The sequence below is a fragment of the Stenotrophomonas sp. YJH_SMC_8 genome (assembly GCF_059371315.1).
Genome location: NZ_JCAFUL010000011.1, coordinates 36,091 through 53,694, shown reverse-complemented (window position 1 = coordinate 53,694; position 17,604 = coordinate 36,091). Strand labels below are relative to the sequence as shown.

Annotated in this window: 14 protein-coding genes; 7 read left to right on the top strand and 7 right to left on the bottom strand. The window is 67.3% G+C overall.

Annotation, left to right across the window (positions count from 1 at the left end):
• Positions 1-630 precede the first annotated feature (630 nt).
• The 3 genes from AC5P88_RS14760 to AC5P88_RS14750 form a co-directional block, all read right to left on the bottom strand.
• Positions 631-2,349 (bottom strand): thiamine pyrophosphate-dependent enzyme, encoded by a 1,719-nt coding sequence (locus AC5P88_RS14760; RefSeq protein WP_495225388.1) that lies wholly within the window; start codon positions 2,347-2,349, stop codon positions 631-633.
• A 109-nt stretch (positions 2,350-2,458) separates the two neighbouring features.
• Positions 2,459-3,316 (bottom strand): SH3 domain-containing protein, encoded by an 858-nt coding sequence (locus tag AC5P88_RS14755; RefSeq protein WP_111204591.1) that lies wholly within the window; start codon positions 3,314-3,316, stop codon positions 2,459-2,461.
• 36 nt (positions 3,317-3,352) lie between these two features.
• Positions 3,353-3,835 (bottom strand): DUF3574 domain-containing protein, encoded by a 483-nt coding sequence (locus AC5P88_RS14750; RefSeq protein ID WP_111204588.1) that lies wholly within the window; start codon positions 3,833-3,835, stop codon positions 3,353-3,355.
• Between the two features lie 215 nt (positions 3,836-4,050).
• On the opposite strand from AC5P88_RS14750, the gene AC5P88_RS14745 reads away from it, so the two are divergent.
• From AC5P88_RS14745 to AC5P88_RS14725, 5 genes are all read left to right on the top strand, one after another.
• Positions 4,051-6,486, top strand: a complete 2,436-nt coding sequence (locus tag AC5P88_RS14745) for a TonB-dependent receptor plug domain-containing protein (protein ID WP_495225387.1) — start codon at positions 4,051-4,053, stop codon at positions 6,484-6,486.
• A gap of 233 nt (positions 6,487-6,719) precedes the next feature.
• Entirely contained in the window at positions 6,720-7,478 is a 759-nt protein-coding gene (otsB, locus tag AC5P88_RS14740) for a trehalose-phosphatase (protein WP_005410783.1), read from the top strand.
• Positions 7,479-7,518: 40 nt separating this feature from the next.
• Positions 7,519-9,300, top strand: a complete 1,782-nt coding sequence (locus AC5P88_RS14735) for a glycoside hydrolase family 15 protein (protein WP_286074066.1) — start codon at positions 7,519-7,521, stop codon at positions 9,298-9,300.
• Entirely contained in the window at positions 9,297-10,661 is a 1,365-nt protein-coding gene (otsA, locus tag AC5P88_RS14730) for an alpha,alpha-trehalose-phosphate synthase (UDP-forming) (RefSeq protein ID WP_111112869.1), read from the top strand. Before AC5P88_RS14735 ends, otsA begins: the two co-directional genes overlap by 4 nt.
• A gap of 357 nt (positions 10,662-11,018) precedes the next feature.
• Positions 11,019-12,320, top strand: a complete 1,302-nt coding sequence (locus AC5P88_RS14725; RefSeq protein ID WP_495225386.1) for an OmpA family protein — start codon at positions 11,019-11,021, stop codon at positions 12,318-12,320.
• A gap of 121 nt (positions 12,321-12,441) precedes the next feature.
• Here AC5P88_RS14725 and AC5P88_RS14720 read toward each other — a convergent pair whose 3' ends face one another.
• From AC5P88_RS14720 to rluD, 4 genes are read right to left on the bottom strand one after another with little or no spacing between them, the layout of a single operon-like run.
• The gene (locus tag AC5P88_RS14720) at positions 12,442-12,879 is read right to left on the bottom strand and encodes a thiol-disulfide oxidoreductase DCC family protein (protein ID WP_111112871.1); all 438 of its coding nucleotides are present in this window, start codon (positions 12,877-12,879) and stop codon (positions 12,442-12,444) included.
• Entirely contained in the window at positions 12,854-13,360 is a 507-nt protein-coding gene (locus AC5P88_RS14715; protein ID WP_495225385.1) for a DUF4166 domain-containing protein, read from the bottom strand. Before AC5P88_RS14715 ends, AC5P88_RS14720 begins: the two co-directional genes overlap by 26 nt.
• Before the next feature lie 20 nt (positions 13,361-13,380).
• Positions 13,381-14,151 carry a peptidoglycan editing factor PgeF gene (pgeF, locus tag AC5P88_RS14710; protein WP_111112872.1) on the bottom strand — a complete coding sequence of 257 codons (771 nt, stop codon included), beginning with the start codon at positions 14,149-14,151 and terminating at the stop codon, positions 13,381-13,383.
• Positions 14,151-15,140, bottom strand: a complete 990-nt coding sequence (rluD, locus tag AC5P88_RS14705) for a 23S rRNA pseudouridine(1911/1915/1917) synthase RluD (RefSeq protein WP_019660164.1) — start codon at positions 15,138-15,140, stop codon at positions 14,151-14,153. The genes pgeF and rluD overlap by 1 nt, the downstream gene beginning before the upstream one ends.
• Before the next feature lie 113 nt (positions 15,141-15,253).
• Between rluD and AC5P88_RS14700 the strand changes: the two genes are divergently transcribed.
• Both AC5P88_RS14700 and AC5P88_RS14695 read left to right on the top strand, forming a co-directional pair.
• A complete protein-coding gene (locus tag AC5P88_RS14700) occupies positions 15,254-16,141 on the top strand; it encodes an outer membrane protein assembly factor BamD (protein WP_024956778.1) in 888 nt (295 codons plus the stop codon).
• Positions 16,142-16,341: 200 nt separating this feature from the next.
• Positions 16,342-17,544, top strand: coding sequence for a lipase family protein (locus AC5P88_RS14695; protein WP_495225384.1), 1,203 nt, complete (start codon positions 16,342-16,344; stop codon positions 17,542-17,544).
• The last annotated feature ends 60 nt before the right edge of the window (positions 17,545-17,604 follow it).

The following is a 17,604-nucleotide window of genomic DNA, read 5'->3' as shown; positions in this document are numbered from 1 at the left end:
TCCAGCCAACGGCGGGGCCCCTCGTGGCTGGGCGCAAATCGCAAATTCCTGGGCTGGCCCGGGCGGGTGGGCGTCGCGGGGGACGCCGTGAACCCATCCTTGGGGGCTTGGCCGCGGCATCCATGCCGCGGACACCCCCGCGACGCCCACCCGCCCGGCCCCTGACAGTTTCCTGCGTGTGCCAGCCACGGAAGAGAATCAAAAGATCAAAAGCAAAAGCAGGCTCTCGTTGTAGCGCCGAGACCATGCTCGGCTGCCATACGCGAAGCCTCTGAGCCGAGCATGGCTCGGCTCTACAGAAGATCATTCCGATCATTCTTTCGTTCATCCACGCATGGCGTGGATCTACCGTGTCGACCAAGGTCGACACCCATCAGGCACCGGCCATGCCATTCCGACAGATCGCAGGAATCTGTCGAAGGCGGGGTGGGTCCGGTTGCGGGGGTGTCCGCGGCATGGATGCCGCGGCCAAGCCCCCAGGGACGGGTTTACGGCGTCCCCCGCAACCGGACCCGCCCTGCCATCCCACGGAATGCCCGCTGTTGCTGTTGCTTCGGCTGTTGCTGTTGCTTCGGCTGTTGCATTGGCCTCTGCGGGTGCAGGGCGCAGCCCTGCATCAAACCCCAACCCTCACTTCTTCAGGAAGTTGTCCACCAGCAGATGCTTCACATCGTCGAAGCGGCCGTTCAACACCGCCTTGGCGGCATACAGCGCCGTACCGGCCACCTGCTTGGCTTCGATCTGCGGCGGCATCACCAGCTCGGCACGACTGGTATGCACGTCCAGCAACGCCGGGCCGCGCTGCGACAGGAAGTCCTGCACCGCTTCCTCCAGATCCTCGCTGCGGGTCACCGTGCGGCCGTGGAAACCAATCACCTCCGCAAGGCGGCCAAAATCCGGGTTCTTCAGGTCGGTGTAATTGTCCAGCAGCCCTTCGACCTTCTGTTCCAGCTCGACGAAATTCAGCGAGCCGTTGTTGAACACCACCACCTTGATCGGCAGGTTTTCCTGCACTGCGGTCAGCAGATCGCCGAGCAGCATCGCCAGGCCACCATCGCCGGACAGCGAGATCACCTGCCGGCCCGGGAACGCCTTCTGCAGGCCCAGTGCCTGCGGCATCGCGTTGGCCATCGTGCCGTGCAGCAGGCTGGTCAGCGTGCGGCGGCGACCATTCACCCGGATATGCCGCAGCACCCAGACCATCGGCGAGCCGCCGTCGGCGGTGAACAGTGCATCGTCGGTCGCATACTTGGACAGCAATGCGGTCAGGTGCTGCGGATGGATAAGCTCACCCTCACCCGGCTGTTCTTCCTGTTCGCGCTTCTTCAGCGCCTTGTCGCGACGTTCGACGCACTCATCGAGGAACGCGCTGTCGTCGCGCGGCGGCAGCATCGGCAGCAGCGCATCCAGCGTCGGTGCGATATCGCCGACCACGCCGAGGTTCACCGGGTGGCGGCGGCCGAGGTGGCTGCCATCGCGATCGACCTGGATGATCGTGGCCTTGTCCGGGTAGAACTGGCCCCAGGCGAAGTCGGCGCCGAGCAGCAGCAGCGTGTCGCACTCCATCAGCGTGTGGAAGCCAGATTCGATGCCGAAGATGCCGGTCATGCCCATGTTGTACGGGTTGTCCGGCTCGACGAAATCCTTGGCGCGCGAGGTGTGCGCGACCGGCGCCTGCAGACGCCGGGCCAGTTCCAGCAGCTGCGCGTGCGCACCCTGGCAGCCGGCACCGGCATAGACGCCGATGCGCTTGCCCTGCCCCAGCAGCTCGGCGATGCGCTGCAGTTCGGCGTCGGAGGGGCGCAGCACCGGCTGGGTGTAGTGCACCGAGAACGGCACATCGTGCTTCACCTCGGCCTGGCTGATATCGGCCGGCAGGATCACCACTGCCACGCCGCGGCGGCTGATCGCCGCCTGGCAGGCCAACGTGACCACGCGGCGGGCCTGTTCGGCGCTGTGCACCTGTTCGCAGAACACCGAACAACTGGCATACACCGCCTTGAAGTCCACTTCCTGCGGGAATTCCATGCCCAGCTCACTGGTCACCACCTGGCTGGCGATCAGCACCATCGGTGCACGGTTGCGGTTGCTCTCGAACACACCGTTGATGAAGTGCAGGCCGCCGGGACCACAGGAGCCCGCACAGGCGGTCAACTCGCCGCTCACCAGCGAATCGGCGCCGGCAGCGAAGGCTGCTACTTCTTCATGGCGCACGTGCACCCAGGCGATCTCGCTGCCATGCATCGCATCGGTCACATGGTTGAGCGTATCGCCCACGATGCCGTAGCAACGGCGGACACCGGCCTGCTGCAGGGCGTCCACCACGATTTCGGCCACGCGCTTGCTCATCGGATACATCCTCGAACGGGGGAACGTCCGAGGCTAGACCCGGTGAAGTGATGCCTCCGTGGGCAAGTTGCGCATCGCCTCGATGTGCAAACTGCGGGTAGACATCTCGTCAATCATTGACGTTGATCCAACCCTCCACCACGCCCTGCTTCGGGTTGCGGTAGCGCAGCTTCACCCAGCCGTCCTGTTCATCCAGCATTTCCACCCGATCGCCCTGCACCAGATAGCGCTTGGTGCTGGTCGCGCCAGGTCGGTCGAACAGGAACAGGCGTGCTGGCGCTACGTTGGCCTGCTGGCCACGCAGCGGTCCCTCGGGGCGTGCGCCCAGGCCATCGGCGATGGCCGTCTCCAACACGCGGCCATCGGCATCGTAGGTGCGCCAGACCGCCAGCGGGCCCTGCTCGTCGGTCTGTTCCCACTGCAGCGCGGCGTTCAACGTATCGCCCAGCATCAGCACGCTCTCAGAGCGGTACAGATGGAGCTTCGCGCCTGCAAACCGGTACTGGTCGGTGTACCACATCGGGCCGCTGCGACAACTGCTGGTGAGGGTGTGGGTGGCAATGTCCACGCTCAGCCCCATCAGGTCACCGCAACTATCCTTGCCGTGGGTGTCGGCCTGCAGCGCGCGGAAACCTGCACTGGCCGGATCGAAGCGGTACACCGCCACCGCTTCGTTGACCATGCCCACCGATGCACGCGCGACCAGCTCCGGGTAGCCATCGAAATCGACGTCCTCCAGACCCCACTGCGAATTGCCGTCGGCATCCGCCGCGCCCGCCAGCACCTGGCGCTTGCCTGACGGCGACAGCTGTACCGCGATGCTGCCATCCTGCTGGGGATCGGCGTGCGCCTGCACGTGAGCGGCCACCTGGAACCGCAGCGTTTCGCCGTCGTCGCTACTTGCCTGCGCCGACGGTGCCAGCACTCCCGCCAGCACCAGGCCCAGCACGCATTCCCTGCAATTCATCATTGCTCCCTGCGGCACCGCGGCGGCACCTTCAACTCAGAACGATACCTCGACCGGCTGCCGCGACCACAGCACCGATTGATGCTTGGTCTGCTGCTTCCACGCCAGGCGGATCGCTTCGATGTCGGCGCGGCGCTGCTGGGTGTCCTCGTGCAGCACCACCAACACCTTGGTGCGCAGGCGGTTGGGCGAGGCATCACCGCGGAACAGCCATTGGCCATAGGCATCGAACACGGTCAGGCCATCCGGGAAGCGCGGGGTCACTTCCTTGTCCAGGAAGGTGCGCCACTGCGCCTCGCTGATGGTATCGGCCTGCGGGCGGTTGCCGGCGCCCTGCTCCTCGCCCACGCCGAAGTACAGCTCGCTGCGCACCCAGCCGTGGCCGTCGGACGGGCGTGCGGCATCGCCCTTCAGTTCGGCGGTGGTGGCCGTGGCATAGGCGCTGGGCGCCTGCGAGGACAGGCTGGCACAGCCGCTGGTGGCCAGCAGCACGGCAAAGACGAGGCCAAGGTGTTTCATCGGTACAGCTCCGGGGAAGGGGGACAGGGCGAGCCGGCAGCGTACAGCGCCACCGGCCCGGCGTGCTGATGCCAGCAGGGCATCAGCTCATGCCGGACCGGCAGGGGCTTGCATCTGCACCGGCCATCACGCGAAGATAATATATCGCTTCATCCGGATGGATGTAAGTGAAACTATCTCCCCCTTCCCCGTCGTCGTTGTTGCTGGAGCCCCCCATGCCCGCCCGCCTGCCCGCGTCGCCGCTCGGCCTCGCCATCGCCCTTGCGCTTTCCTCCGCCGCCGTCCCGGCCCTGGCTCAGGACGCCACCAACCTGGACACGGTGATCGTCACCGGCACCCGCGCCGCCGACCGCACCGTGCTTGAATCCACCTCGCCGGTGGACGTGCTCACCGCCGAGGACATCCGCAAGGCCGGCGTGGTCAACGGTGAGCTGGGCAGCGCACTGCAGGCGCTGCTGCCGTCGTTCAACTTCCCGCGCCAGTCCAACTCCGGCGGTGCCGACCATGTGCGCGCCGCGCAGCTGCGTGGCCTGTCCCCGGACCAGGTGCTGGTGCTGGTCAACGGCAAGCGCCGCCATCACACCGCGCTGGTCAACACCGACAGCAAGATCGGCAAGGGCACCACCCCGGTCGACTTCAATTCGATTCCGGTCAGCGCGATCAAGCGCATCGAAGTGCTGCGCGATGGTGCCGGTGCGCTGTACGGCTCCGATGCGGTGGCCGGCGTCATCAACGTGATCCTCGACAACGGCGGCGACGGTGGCGAGATCGAAGCCAGCTACGGCGCCAACCACACTGACCTGAAGCCGATCGGGCGCACCCTCACCGATGGCCAGACCGGCAACATCAGCGCCAAGGTCGGCACCTCGCTAGGCGAGGATGGTGGTTTCCTGCGCGTCGGCCTGGAATACAAGCACCGCAACGGCACCAACCGCGCCGGCTTCGACCAGATTCCGCCGTGGGACCAGACTCCAGGCAACCTGGCGCTGCAGGGCAAGCGCAACTACGTGCTGGGCGATGGCAAGAGCAAGGACATCAACCTGTGGCTGAACACCGAGATCCCGGTCGGCCAGACCTCGACGTTCTACGCGTTCGGTACCTTCAACCAGCGTGACACCGAGGGCGCGAACTACTTCCGCTACCCCGACGGCGATGCCAACTGGAAGCAGGTCTATCCGAACGGTTACCGGCCGGTGTCCGAAGGCGAGAACCGCGACGTGCAGGCCGTGGCCGGCGTGCGCGGCCAGTGGGGCGAGTGGAGCTACGACGGCAGCGTGGATTACGGCCAGAACGACTTCACCTACCGCCTGCGCGATTCGCTCAATGCCTCGCTGGGCCCGACCAGCCCGACCCGTTTCAAGACTGCCGATTACGAGTACGCACAGACCGTGGGCAACCTCGACCTGAGCCGCGTGTTCACCCAGAGCGAGAGCATCAGCCACACCCTGGGCCTGGGCGTGGAAGCGCGCCACGAGCGCTACCAGACCCGCCCCGGTGACCCGGCCAGCTATGCGGCCGGCCCATTCACCGACCGCCCGACCGGTTCGCAGGCCGGTGGCGGCCTGACCCCGCAGGATGCAGCCACCCTGTCGCGCGATGTGGCCAGCGCCTATGCCAGCCTGTCCAGCCAGTTCGGCGAAAAGTTCTCCACCGATCTGGCCGCGCGCTACGAGCACAACGATGACTTCGGCGGCGAACTGACCGGCAAGCTCGGCCTGCGCTATGAATTCACCCCGGCGTTCGCACTGCGCGGCGCCATCTCCAACAATTTCCGTGCGCCGTCGCTGGCACAGATCGGTTACGAATCCACCTCCACCGGCTACAACGCTGGCGGCCAGCTGGTGCAGGGCCGCCTGCTCTCGGTCAACAATCCGATCGCGCGCGGCCTCGGCGCGCGTGACCTGAAGCCGGAGAAGTCGCTCAACACCTCGCTGGGCTTCACCAGCCGCATCGGCGAGCACTTCGACCTGTCGCTGGACTTCTTCCAGATCGACATCGACGATCGCATCGCGCTGTCCGAGAGCATCACCGGTGATGCGCTGACCGACTACGTGGCCGCCAACTACGGCGTCACCGGCCTGCAGAGCGCCAGCTTCTTCGTCAACGCCGCCGACACCCGCACCCGCGGCGCCGAGCTGGTGAGCAACTGGCGCCAGTCGCTGGGCGATGGCCAGCTGCTGCTGACCGGCACCTACGCCTACACCAAGACCACGCTGAAGAACGTACTCGCCACGCCGACCCAGCTGCGTGCGCTGAATCCGGACTACGTACTGTTCGGCATTGAAGAGACCAACACGCTCACCGATGCCACGCCGCGCACCCGTGGCAGTTTCTCGGCGGCATGGAGCAACGACCGCTGGTCGCTGAGCACGCGCGTGAACCGCTATGGCAGCGCCACCCGTGTGTTCAACTTCGGTGATGGCTACATTCCGCGCCAGACCTACCAGGCCGAATGGCAGCTGGATGCGGAAATCGAGTACCGCATCACCCCACAGTGGAGCGTCGCCATCGGCGGCCAGAACCTGACCGACAACTACCCGGATCGATCCAACAGCGACATCCACTACTTCGGCAACCTGCCGTATGACGTGCTGTCGCCGATCGGCAGCAACGGCGCGTACTACTACGGCCGCGTCCGCTATACGTTCTGATTCGCAGAATCGACCCGGTAGAGCCGGCGGGGTAGATTCGACTGGGTAGAGTCGACTGTTAGTCGACTATCGCGCGCAGCGCGGGATTTTCGCGATCTGCGCGAAGAGCAGTCGACTAACAGTCGACTCTACCCAGTCGACTCTACCCCGTCGCCGGGTCCAGGGCCGGCAGGTCAGTGAACTGTCGCCCTGCCTCGACCTGCCCTACACGCCCACGCTGGCAAGGTGGGGGCATGGCTGAACCGCTCCCCCTGCGTCCGCCACCGCCATTGCTGGATGACGCCTGTGCGTTGTTCCTCGATGTCGATGGCACCCTGATCGAATTCGCTGCGCGCCCGGATGCCGTGCAGCTGCTGCCGGATGTGCGTGAAGCCATCGGCCGCATCAGCGACCGCCTGGAAGGTGCCGTGGCACTGGTCAGTGGTCGCCCGCTTGAACAGCTGGATCAACTGTTCGCCCCCCTGCAACTACCCGCCGCCGGCCTGCACGGCCATGAGCTGCGTGGCGAAGACGGTCGTGTGCTGCGCGACGAACACGACGACGACACCGCCGAATGGCTGCACGCGCTGCATCAGCAGGCGATGCGCTTCGCCCATGGGCATCCTGGCGTGCTGGTGGAAGACAAGGGCGTCGGCCTGGCCTTGCATTGGCGCGGTGCGCCGCATGCCGCCAGCGATGTCCGCGCGTTCGCTGACCGCCACGTGCGTGGCCGCACCAGCTACCGCCTGCAGCCTGGCGACCATGTGGTCGAGTTCGTGCCTGTCGGCACCGACAAGGGCCGTGCCGTGCGCCGGATGATGCAGTACCTGCCCTTCCGCGGCCGCCTGCCGGTGTTCCTCGGTGATGACCTCACCGACGAATTCGGCTTCGATGCCGCCAACGGCCAGCATGGCTGGAGCGTGCTGGTGGGTGAACGTGAACCCAGCGCGGCGGTGTTCGCGCTGCCCGACATACGCAGCGTGCACGCCTGGCTGCGTGAGAATGCCTATTGACCCGGCCACCCCCACGGCCGCAACCGAGATGTACCGCGTGATGACCCAACCCGATCTTGATCTGGGCGTGGTCGGCAACGGCAGCTTCGGCGCCCTGGTCGACAAACATGCCCGCGTTGTCTGGAGCTGCCTGCCCACCTTCGACGGCGACCCCACCTTCTGCGCCCTGCTCGGCCCCAACCAGCAGACCGGCGGCGACTTCGCCATCGAGCTGGAGGACTTTGCCGACAGCGAGCAGGAATACCTCACCAACACCGCGATCCTGCGCACCGTGCTGCGTGACACGCATGGCGGCGCACTGGAAATCCTCGATTTCGCCCCGCGCTGGCGCCAGAACGACCGCTTCTACCGCCCGGTCAGCCTGATCCGCCAGGTCCGCCCACTGGCCGGCAGCCCACGCATCACCGTGCGTGCGCGCCCACTGGCCGACTGGGGTGCGCGCGTGCCCGAGTCCACCTGGGGCAGCAACCACGTGCGCTGGATCCTGCCCGAGCACGTGCTGCGGCTGACCACCGACGTGCCGGTAAGGTTCGTGCGTGATGGCCTGCCGTTCGTGCTCAACCATCCGATCCACCTGATCCTCGGCGTGGACGAATCGCTCAACCGCTCCATCAGCGGCTATGTGCAGGAAGCCTTCCAGCGCACCCGCGATTACTGGCGCGAGTGGGTGCGCTACCTGTCCATTCCGCTGGAATGGCAGGACGCGGTCATCCGCAGTGCAATCACGTTGAAGCTGTGCCAGTACGAGGACAGCGGCGCGATCATCGCGGCGATGACCACCTCCATTCCGGAAGCGCCCGGCAGCGTGCGCAACTGGGACTACCGCTACTGCTGGCTGCGCGATGCCGCCTTCGTCGTGCGTGCGCTGAACCGTCTTGGCGCCACGCGCACGATGGAACAGTTCCTCGGCTACATCTTCAACCTGGCCACCACCGATGGCACGCTGCAGCCGCTGTATGGCATCGGCTTCGAGGCCAAGCTGGACGAGAACGAAGTCCCCAGCCTGTCCGGCTATCGCGGGATGGGCCCGGTGCGTCGCGGCAACCTGGCCTGGGTGCAGCGCCAGCACGATGTCTACGGCAGCGTGGTGCTGGCCTCCACGCAGCTGTTCTTCGACCGTCGCCTGCAGGACCCGGGGGATGCGCACACCTTTGCCCGCCTGGAACCATTGGGCGAACAGGCATTCGCCCTGCACGACGTGCCCGATGCCGGTCTGTGGGAGTTCCGCGGCCGTACCGAGGTGCACACCTACACCAGCGCGATGTGCTGGGCGGCCTGCGACCGCCTGTGCAAGATCGCCGTACGCCTGAAGCGCGACGACCGGGCGCACTATTGGCGCGAGCGCGCCGATACCATCCACGCACGCATCATGGCCGAGTCCTGGAGCGAGGAGCTCGGCCACTTCACCGACACCTTCGGCGGCCACCGCCTGGATGCCTCGTTGCTGCTGCTGGCCGACATCGGCTTCATCGATGCGCTGGACGCCCGCTTCATTGCCACCGTCGAGGCCATCGGCCGCGACCTCAAGCATGGCAATTCGCTGTACCGCTACGTTGCACCGGATGACTTCGGCGAGCCGGAAACCAGCTTCACCATCTGCACCTTCTGGTACATCGATGCACTGGCGGCGATCGGGCGCATGGACGAAGCACGCGGGATGTTCGAGCTGCTCCTGAAACAGCGCAACCACCTGGGCCTGCTGTCGGAGGATCTGGCCTTCGACAGCGGCGAGGCCTGGGGCAACTTCCCGCAGACCTATTCGCACGTCGGCCTGATCACTGCCGCGATGCGCCTGTCGCGGTCCTGGCAGGAGGCCTCGTGAGTCGTCTGGTGGTGGTTTCAAACCGGGTGGCCGTGCCGGGCGAGAACCGTGCCGGCGGCCTGGCGGTCGGCCTGCTGGCCGCGCTGAAGGAACGCGGCGGGATGTGGTTCGGCTGGAGCGGCAAGAGCGTGCGCGATGGCAGCGGCACGCTGCACACGCAGAAAGACGGCGACATCGAATTCGTCACCCTGGACCTGAGCAAGCGCGAGGTGGATGGCTACTACAACGGCTTCGCCAACCGCACCCTGTGGCCGCTGCTGCACTTCCGCCTCGATCTGGTCGACTACGACCGCGGCACCCGCGAGACCTACCACAAGGTCAATGCGCTGTTCGCCGACAAGCTCGCGCCGTTGCTGCGCGAGGACGACATCGTCTGGATCCACGACTACCACCTGATCCCGCTCGGCGCGCTGCTGCGCGAGCGTGGCATCGGCTGCCGCATCGGCTTCTTCCTGCACATCCCGATGCCCTCGGCCGACCTGCTGCAGGCCATGCCCGATCACCTGCGGCTGTTCTCCGCGCTGTACGCCTACGATCTGGTGGGCTTCCAGACCCAGCGCGACGCCGATCGCTTCCAGACCTACCTGCGCCTGTTCGGTGGCGGCCGCGTACTCGACAATGGCGAACTGGAAGCGCCCGGTGGACGCCGCTTCCGCGCGGCCGCCTTCCCGATCGGCATCGACACCGAGCTGATCGCGCGGCAGGCCGGTACCGCCGCGGCCAAGGCGGCTGTGAAGAACCTGCGCGCCAGCCTGCGCGACCGCCAACTGGCCATCGGCGTGGATCGCCTGGACTATTCCAAGGGCCTGCCCGAGCGTTTCCTCGGCTTCGAGCGCTACCTGGAGCGCCATCCCGACCAGCGGGGTTCGCTGACCTACCTGCAGATCGCCCCGGTCTCGCGCGGTGATGTCACCGAGTACCGGCAACTGCGCAGCCAGCTGGAACAGATCGCCGGCCACATCAACGGCGGCCACGCCGAGCCGGACTGGACGCCGCTGCGCTACGTCAACCAGAACTTCACCCACGCCACGCTTACCGGCTTCTACCGGGCGGCGGCAGTGGGACTGGTGACCCCGCTGCGTGATGGCATGAACCTGGTGGCCAAGGAGTACGTGGCCTCGCAGGACCCGGACGATCCCGGCGTACTGGTGTTGTCGCTGCTGGCCGGGGCCGCCGACGAACTGAAGCAGGCACTGCTGGTGAACCCGCACGATCTGGACGGCGTGGCCGACGCCATCGCCACGGCCGCGACGATGTCGCTGCGCAGGCGCAAGGAACGCTGGCACGCGATGATGGAGCACCTGCGCACCTACGACATCAACCACTGGCGGCGCAGCTATCTGGACGCCTTGGAAGGCTGAGCGACCACCGTCGCTGCGGGCCGGTTCGACACGTCATCGACGTGTCGGCACGGCCCGCAAATTGTCGCTTTCAGCACGAAAGTAGATGCGAATGAAACCATATCGTCGCACCCGCAATGCGACCTTCCGGCAGCCGCGTGCAACACCGAACCTTGTGTGAAGCCCACTTCGCACAGGGGTTTTCCCGGCTTCATCACGCCTGCCGCTCATGCGTCCGCAAAAACGAAAGCTGCAGCGCGCACCGGTTTTCATTCCGCATTGACACCCGCTCCCCAAAGTGACGCCCCCGGAACGACCGCACGCCATCGCCACCGCGTTTGCGAGGCGTCGCGCACATCACACCTGGGGAGTCACCGCATGTCCGCTTACGACCGTTTCATCGAAGATGCAGCAACGCGCCTTGAACTGGGCCATCGCACCCGTTGGGTGATCGAGGTGATCACCGCCTGGGTGGCCTCGCATCCCCACGGTCTGGACGGCGTACAGCAGCGCTTCGAACAGGCCGGCCTGGCGGCCCGCTTCCACTCCTGGCGGCACCCGGCCACCCTGCGCCTGCCCATCGTTGCCAGCGAAATGGAGCGCGCCCTGGGGGCGCACACGCTGGCCATGATCGCCCACCGCAGCGGCATGTCGCCCGGGCCGTTCCGTGTGGTGATCTGCCACCTGCTGCCCGGCGTCGTCACCCTGATGTCCGCACCACACGCCGCCGACGAAGTGGCCACTGCCGCCGTTCCAGCACGCAGGAACGCCGCGCCCAGGCGCATGCGCAGTCTGGTGCCCTCGCGTGCGATGTACGGCATGGCCCTGCGCAGCCTGCTTTGGACAGTGGCGATCGCCGTGGTGCTGGGCCTCACCACATGGTTGTTGCTGAAAGCGCGCACACCGCTGTGGACGGTGCAGGACACGCCCGCGCAGCATGAAGCACACCTGTCCCTCCTTCAGCACGGCACGCAGGTACAGGTGCACGGGCGCCTGCCCAGCGAGAGCGACCGCCGCCGCGTCTGGAACGCGCTTTCCGCAGTGCATGGCGCGCGCAACCTCGGCGGTGGCATTGCACTGGACCCGCACACGCAGGCACCGCGCTGGCTGGACCGCCTGATCGTGGATCTTCCCCATCTGCGGGGCGACGGCCTGCACCTTGTGTTTGACGGCACCCGGTTGCGGATCGATACCCGTTCCATGCAGGAGCCCGAGCGGCTGGCCATCTCGCGGCGGTTGCGCCAGGACTTCCCGGCGCTGGAGATGAGCGGGCTGTGGGGCCCGGGCCTGGCCGCGCTGGCGCAGCTGCCGCCGGACGCTGCCCCCGCACAGCGGATGGCCGCGTTGAACCAGACCACGCTGAAATTCCGCGCAGGTTCCTCCGAACTGACCGGCGACTCGCGGCAGACGCTGGAAGCCGTCGCCAACGCACTGCGTGATACGCCAGCAGGCACGCGCGTGGAAATCGGTGCGCACACCGATAGCCGCGGCCAGGCCGAAGCCAATCTGCATCTCAGCCAGCAACGTGCCGAAGCGGTGTCGCAGGGGCTGCGGGAGCTGGGGGTGGAGCCTGACACGCTGGTCGCCGTGGGCTACGGCCAGGAACATCCCGTGGCCGACAACCGCAGCGACAGCGGCCGCGCGCAGAACCGCCGTATCGATTACCGGCTGCTCGACTGAGCCTGCCGACGCTGCAGGGTTGAAGCACCTGCTCCTGTAGAGCCGAGCCATGCTCGGCTGCCTTTTTCGTAGCCTCGACGGGAACAGCCGAGCATGGCTCGGCTCTACAGACGTCCGGTGATCAATCCAGGAACCGCGCGAGGTGTTCCGGCGCCGGCAGATGGCACGCATCGTGGCGTCCGAACCAGCGGTAGCGATTACGCGCCAGCAGGCGATACGCCGCGTCCCGCCAGCTGCGCGGCAGCAGGCGCAGCACGCCGCTCAGGCGCCAGGCACCGCCCAGTCCCGCCAGTACGCGCAGGATCGCATCGGTATCGGTCCACGCGCCCTGTGCGTCCAGCAGCAGGAACGACGCCGGGTCCTGCGGATCCAGCCCGTGCGCATGCAGCAGCGCGCTGCCCTGCATGCCCTGCATCGCGGCGAAGCGGTAGCGCCCCGCGCGATCGAAGCGCAGCAGGAAGCGCACCCATTGGTTGCACAGCGCGCAGACACCATCGAACACGATCACCGCGCGGCCGGTCTCGGTGGCAACCTCACTGCGGTTCGAGCCAGCCTTCATAGCGGATCAGGGCTCCGGCCCAGGGCAAGGTCACATCGACCAGGAAAGTGTAGCGCTGGCCGTGCCACGCTTCACGGCAGCGCACGCCACCGAACCAGCGTGTTGGCAGCGGCAGCAGGCCCAATGCCCAGACCCGCCGCACCGTCCAGTCGATGCCGCCATCGCGGGCCTGCAGGCCGAACGCGAAACGCACTGCACCCAGCTGCTCGTGCAGATGCCCTTCGTGCTCCCACAACCGGGACACCATCGGCCAGCGTCCGAAGCGTCGCGCCCATTGCTCGCCCTGCCCGTGCGCGCTGAACGCTACCTCGGTCGGCAGCGCATCGCCATTCTTCGGCAACCGTGCCACTGCGGCCAGCAACGGCACCAGCCAGTGCCGTCCCCGCACGATCCGCGCCTGCCCTGCATAACGGCAGGGCAACGGCGCAGCATGCAGCGCCTGCACCGGCGCGGCCAGGGTGGCGAAGGCCGGCCCCAGCACCCGTGCGAACAGGGGCGTACTCAGGGTGCGATCCAGGCCAGCGTCGCCATGCGTCCGGTACGACGATCGCGCCGGTGCGAGTACAGGTCCGGATCGGCCATGGTCGACACCGTGCCGCCGTATACCTGCGCCGGGTCCATGCCCGCGGCCTGCAGGCGCTGCCGCGCCAGCGCGAACAGGTCCACCTTCCAGTGGCCTGCGCGGGTGGCCACGAAGGCCACCTCGGCGGCCGGATCATGGCCGACGAAAGCGTGGTAGACCTCTTCTCCGATCTCGTAATCGGCCGGCCCGGCAGCCGGTCCCAGCCATGCGCGCAACTGCCCGGGCGGCGTCTGCATGGCGGCCACGGTGGCCTCCAGCATGCCGTCGGCCAGGCCACGCCAGCCGGCATGCGCCGCGCCCACTTCGCTGCCGTCGGCGGCGGCGAACACCACCGGCAGGCAGTCGGCGGTCAGGATCGCCAGCACCACGCCCGGCACCGAGGTTACTGCGGCATCGGCCACCGGCTCGCTGGCGCCGGGCACCGGTGGCGTGCTGAAGCGCAACACGGTGCTGCTGTGCACCTGGCGCAGCCAGTGCGGCGCGGAGGGCAATGCCAGCCCCTGCTGCAGCAGCTGGCGGTTGTGCTCGACGTTGGCCGGGGCATCACCATCGGCCGCGTGCCGGTTGCCCAGGTTGAACTGCGCGAACGGCGCCGGCGAGATGCCCGCGCCATGCCGGCGCGTAGTCAGCGCATGGACGCCCGCAGGCGCCGGCCAATCGGCCCACAGCAACGGCAGCGCGGCGTCCATTACCAGCGGTCCCGCTCGCGCGCGGCGAAGGCTTCGCTGTCTTCGCGCAGCACCTTCATCAGGTGCAGCATGTCCTCCGGCACCGGCGCGGTGTTGCGCACCGGCTCACCGGTGATCGGGTGCGTGAACTCCAGGGTCTCGGCATGCAGGGCCTGGCGCTTGAAGCCACGCAGCGCGGCCACCAGCTCATCGCTGGCACCCTTGGGCAGCTTCAGCGCACCGCCGTACAGCGGGTCTCCGATGATCGGATGGCGAACGTGCGCCATGTGCACGCGGATCTGGTGGGTACGCCCGGTTTCCAGGCGGCACTCCAGCGCGGTGTGCGCACGGAAGCGCTCACGCAGCCGGTAATGGGTGATCGCCTCCTTGCCGTCCTCGCGCACCGCCATCTTCAGGCGATCGCGCGGGTGGCGGTCGATCGGGGCATCGGCGGTACCGCCGGCTACCAGCGCGCCCATCACGATGGCCAGGTACTGGCGGTGCACGTCGCGTGCGGCCAGCTGCTCGACCAGCGCGGTCTGCGCTTCCAGGGTCTTGGCCACCACCATCACGCCACTGGTGTCCTTGTCCAGGCGGTGCACGATGCCCGCGCGCGGCAGCACCGCCACCGACGGGTCGCGGAACAGCAGGGCATTGACCAGGGTGCCGCTGTGGTTGCCTGCGCCCGGGTGAACCACCAGGCCGACCGGCTTGTTGATCACCAGCAGGTGCTCGTCCTCGAACAGCACGTCCAGCGGGATGTCCTCCGGCTGGGCATCGGTCTGGGTTTCCAGCACCACGTTGAGGGTCACCACCTCGCCGCCGCGCAGCGGATCGCGCGGGCGCACCTGGGCGCCGTCCAGCAGGACCTCACCGGCCTTGATCCACTCGGTCAGGCGCGACCGCGAGTATTCGGGGAACAGTTCGGCCACCACGGCGTCGAAACGGCGGCCGGCAGCGGTGTCGGGGACGATGGCCTGGCGGGCCGATTCAGAGGGTTGTTCAGACATGGCAGGGGGCATTCTTTGAAATTTTGGGGTCCCGGCGGCCGGTTTCAGTCGCTGGACAGGACACTAGGCTATCATCGACCCTTCGTATTCCAGCCGCGTCCCGCCTCGACCTCATGATCCGACGCTCCTCCATGCTCTCCGCGCCCGTCCGCCTCACCGCCCTGCTGCTGGTGCTGGTCATCGCCGCCACCGGCTGCCACCGTGGCGCCAAGAAGGGCGATCGCCCCGATGAAGGGACGCCGGTCGAACAGTTGTACGAGAAGAGCCACAAGCTGATGCAGGGTGGCAACTGGAGCGGGGCTGAAACCAGCTTCCGCCGCCTCGTGGCCCAGTATCCGTACGGCCCGTATACCGAACAGGCGATGATCGAAACCGCCTACGCGCAGTACAAGGCCGGCAAGCACGACGATGCGGTGTCCAGCATCGACCGCTTCATCCGTACCTACCCGACCCACCGCAACATCGCGTACCTGTACTACCTGCGCGGTCTGGCCAACTCCAACCGCAGTACGGTTTTCCTGCGCCGCGTATGGTCGTTGGACGCCAGCCGCCGCGACCTGTCCACGCCGCACCAGGCGTATTCGGACTTCAACATCGTGGTCGACCGCTACCCGAACAGCCGCTACGCCGCCGATGCGCGCCAGCGCATGCTGGAGCTGCGTGACGTGTTCGCCCAGCACGAGCTGGACAACGCCCTGTACTACATGCGCCGCGGCGCCTGGGTCTCGGCCGCCGGCCGCGCCAACTACCTGCTGGAAACCTATCCGCAGAGCGCGTTCCAGTACGACGCCGTCGCCGTCCTGGCCGATTCCTACACCCACCTGGGCAACAAGACCCTGGCCGACGACGCCCGCCGCGTCCTGCAGCTGAACCAGCCGGACCACCCGTGGCTGGAAGGCAAGTGGCCCAAGTACCCGTGGATGATCCGCAAGCTGAACCCGTTCGCCGGCGAGAAGTCCGCCAGCACCGGCCAGCGCAACGCGCGACTGGAAAAGAAGTAAGAAGACGAAGGGCCCCGCAAGGGCCCTTTTTCCATCCGGTGGATCCATGCCATGCGTGGATGGATGGCAGGCGCGCCTCTGGCCCCGCGCACTAGGAATTCTACGAATCCCCGGCCAGTGCGACTTCGGTCCCAACCGGCGCGGACATCGCCCGCCAGACTGCCCTGCAGTGGCCATTCCGGCCTGCAAGGAGCGCTTCGATGTCCCGACCCCACCGCCGTTTCCGGCCCCTGCCCGTGTTGATCATGGCGGCCCTTCTGATGCCGACTGCCGGCCCGCTGGGTGCCGCCCCGCAGGCACCGGGTGATCTGCTCTCTGCCGCCCCCTACCGCGCCTCGTGGGTGCCCTCCAGGGCCACCCAGGCCTACAAGCTGCACTACCGCACCCCCGACCATCGCGGGCAGCTGGCCGAAGGCACCGGCCTGCTGTATCTGCCCGCCGGTGCGCCCCCCGCCGGGGGCTGGCCGCTGGTGTCATGGGCACACGGCACCCAGGGCATCGCCGACCGGTGCGCTCCCTCGGTTTCCGGGCCTTACCAGCCCGAACGCGACGGCCGCTTCCTCGATCAGTTCCTGGCACAGGGGTATGCGGTGGTCGCTGCGGACTACCAGGGCCTCGGCAGCCCCGGCAACCATGCCTACCTGCATGTCCGCACGGCGGCACGCAACACCATTGATCTGATCAGGGCCAGCCGCCAGTACCTGGGCAATGCAACGCTGTCGCCGCGCTGGGTCTCGGTCGGCCACTCGCAGGGCGGCGCTGCAGCGCTCACGGCAGGCCACATTGCCGCCTCCTACGGTGGGCCGTCGTTGCAGTACCGTGGCAGCTTCACCACCGGCACGCCCACCGCGGTCGAGCTGACTGCCCTGGTGATGAAGCCGGACAACCGAACGCCCAATCCCGGCGCACTCAATGCCTACCACGCGTACCTGCTCGACGGCCTGCTGCAGGTCGCGCCGCAGATCGACCGCGTGCTGAGCGACACCGGCCGCGCCCGCGTAGCGCTGGCCCGCGGGCAGTGCCTGGGCGAACTGGCCGCAAACCTGGAAGGCGCCGATACCGGCTCGATGTTCACCGCACCACTCACCGCCGTACCGGGCATCTGGTCCGTGCTGCATGACTATCCGGGCGTGCCGCGCAAGGGCTTCAGCCAGCCGCTGATGCTGGGCCATGGCAGCCAGGATCAGGACGTGCCCTATCTGACCACCCTGCTGTATGCCGCAGGCCTCGCGCTGCGCGGCGAGCCGGTGGCGTTCCGGCGCTACCCGGTCGACCACCGCGGCACGCTGGATGCAGCGGCGGCGGATGGCCTGGCGTTTGTGCGTGCACGGCTTGAGGACGGCCACTTCAGCGACGCTGCGGAAACCGCCGGCCTCGAACAGTTGCTCGACGAAGCCCGGTAGATCCACGCCATGCGTGGATGATCTTCGACCATCGTGCGGACCAAGGTCCGCACCCACCGG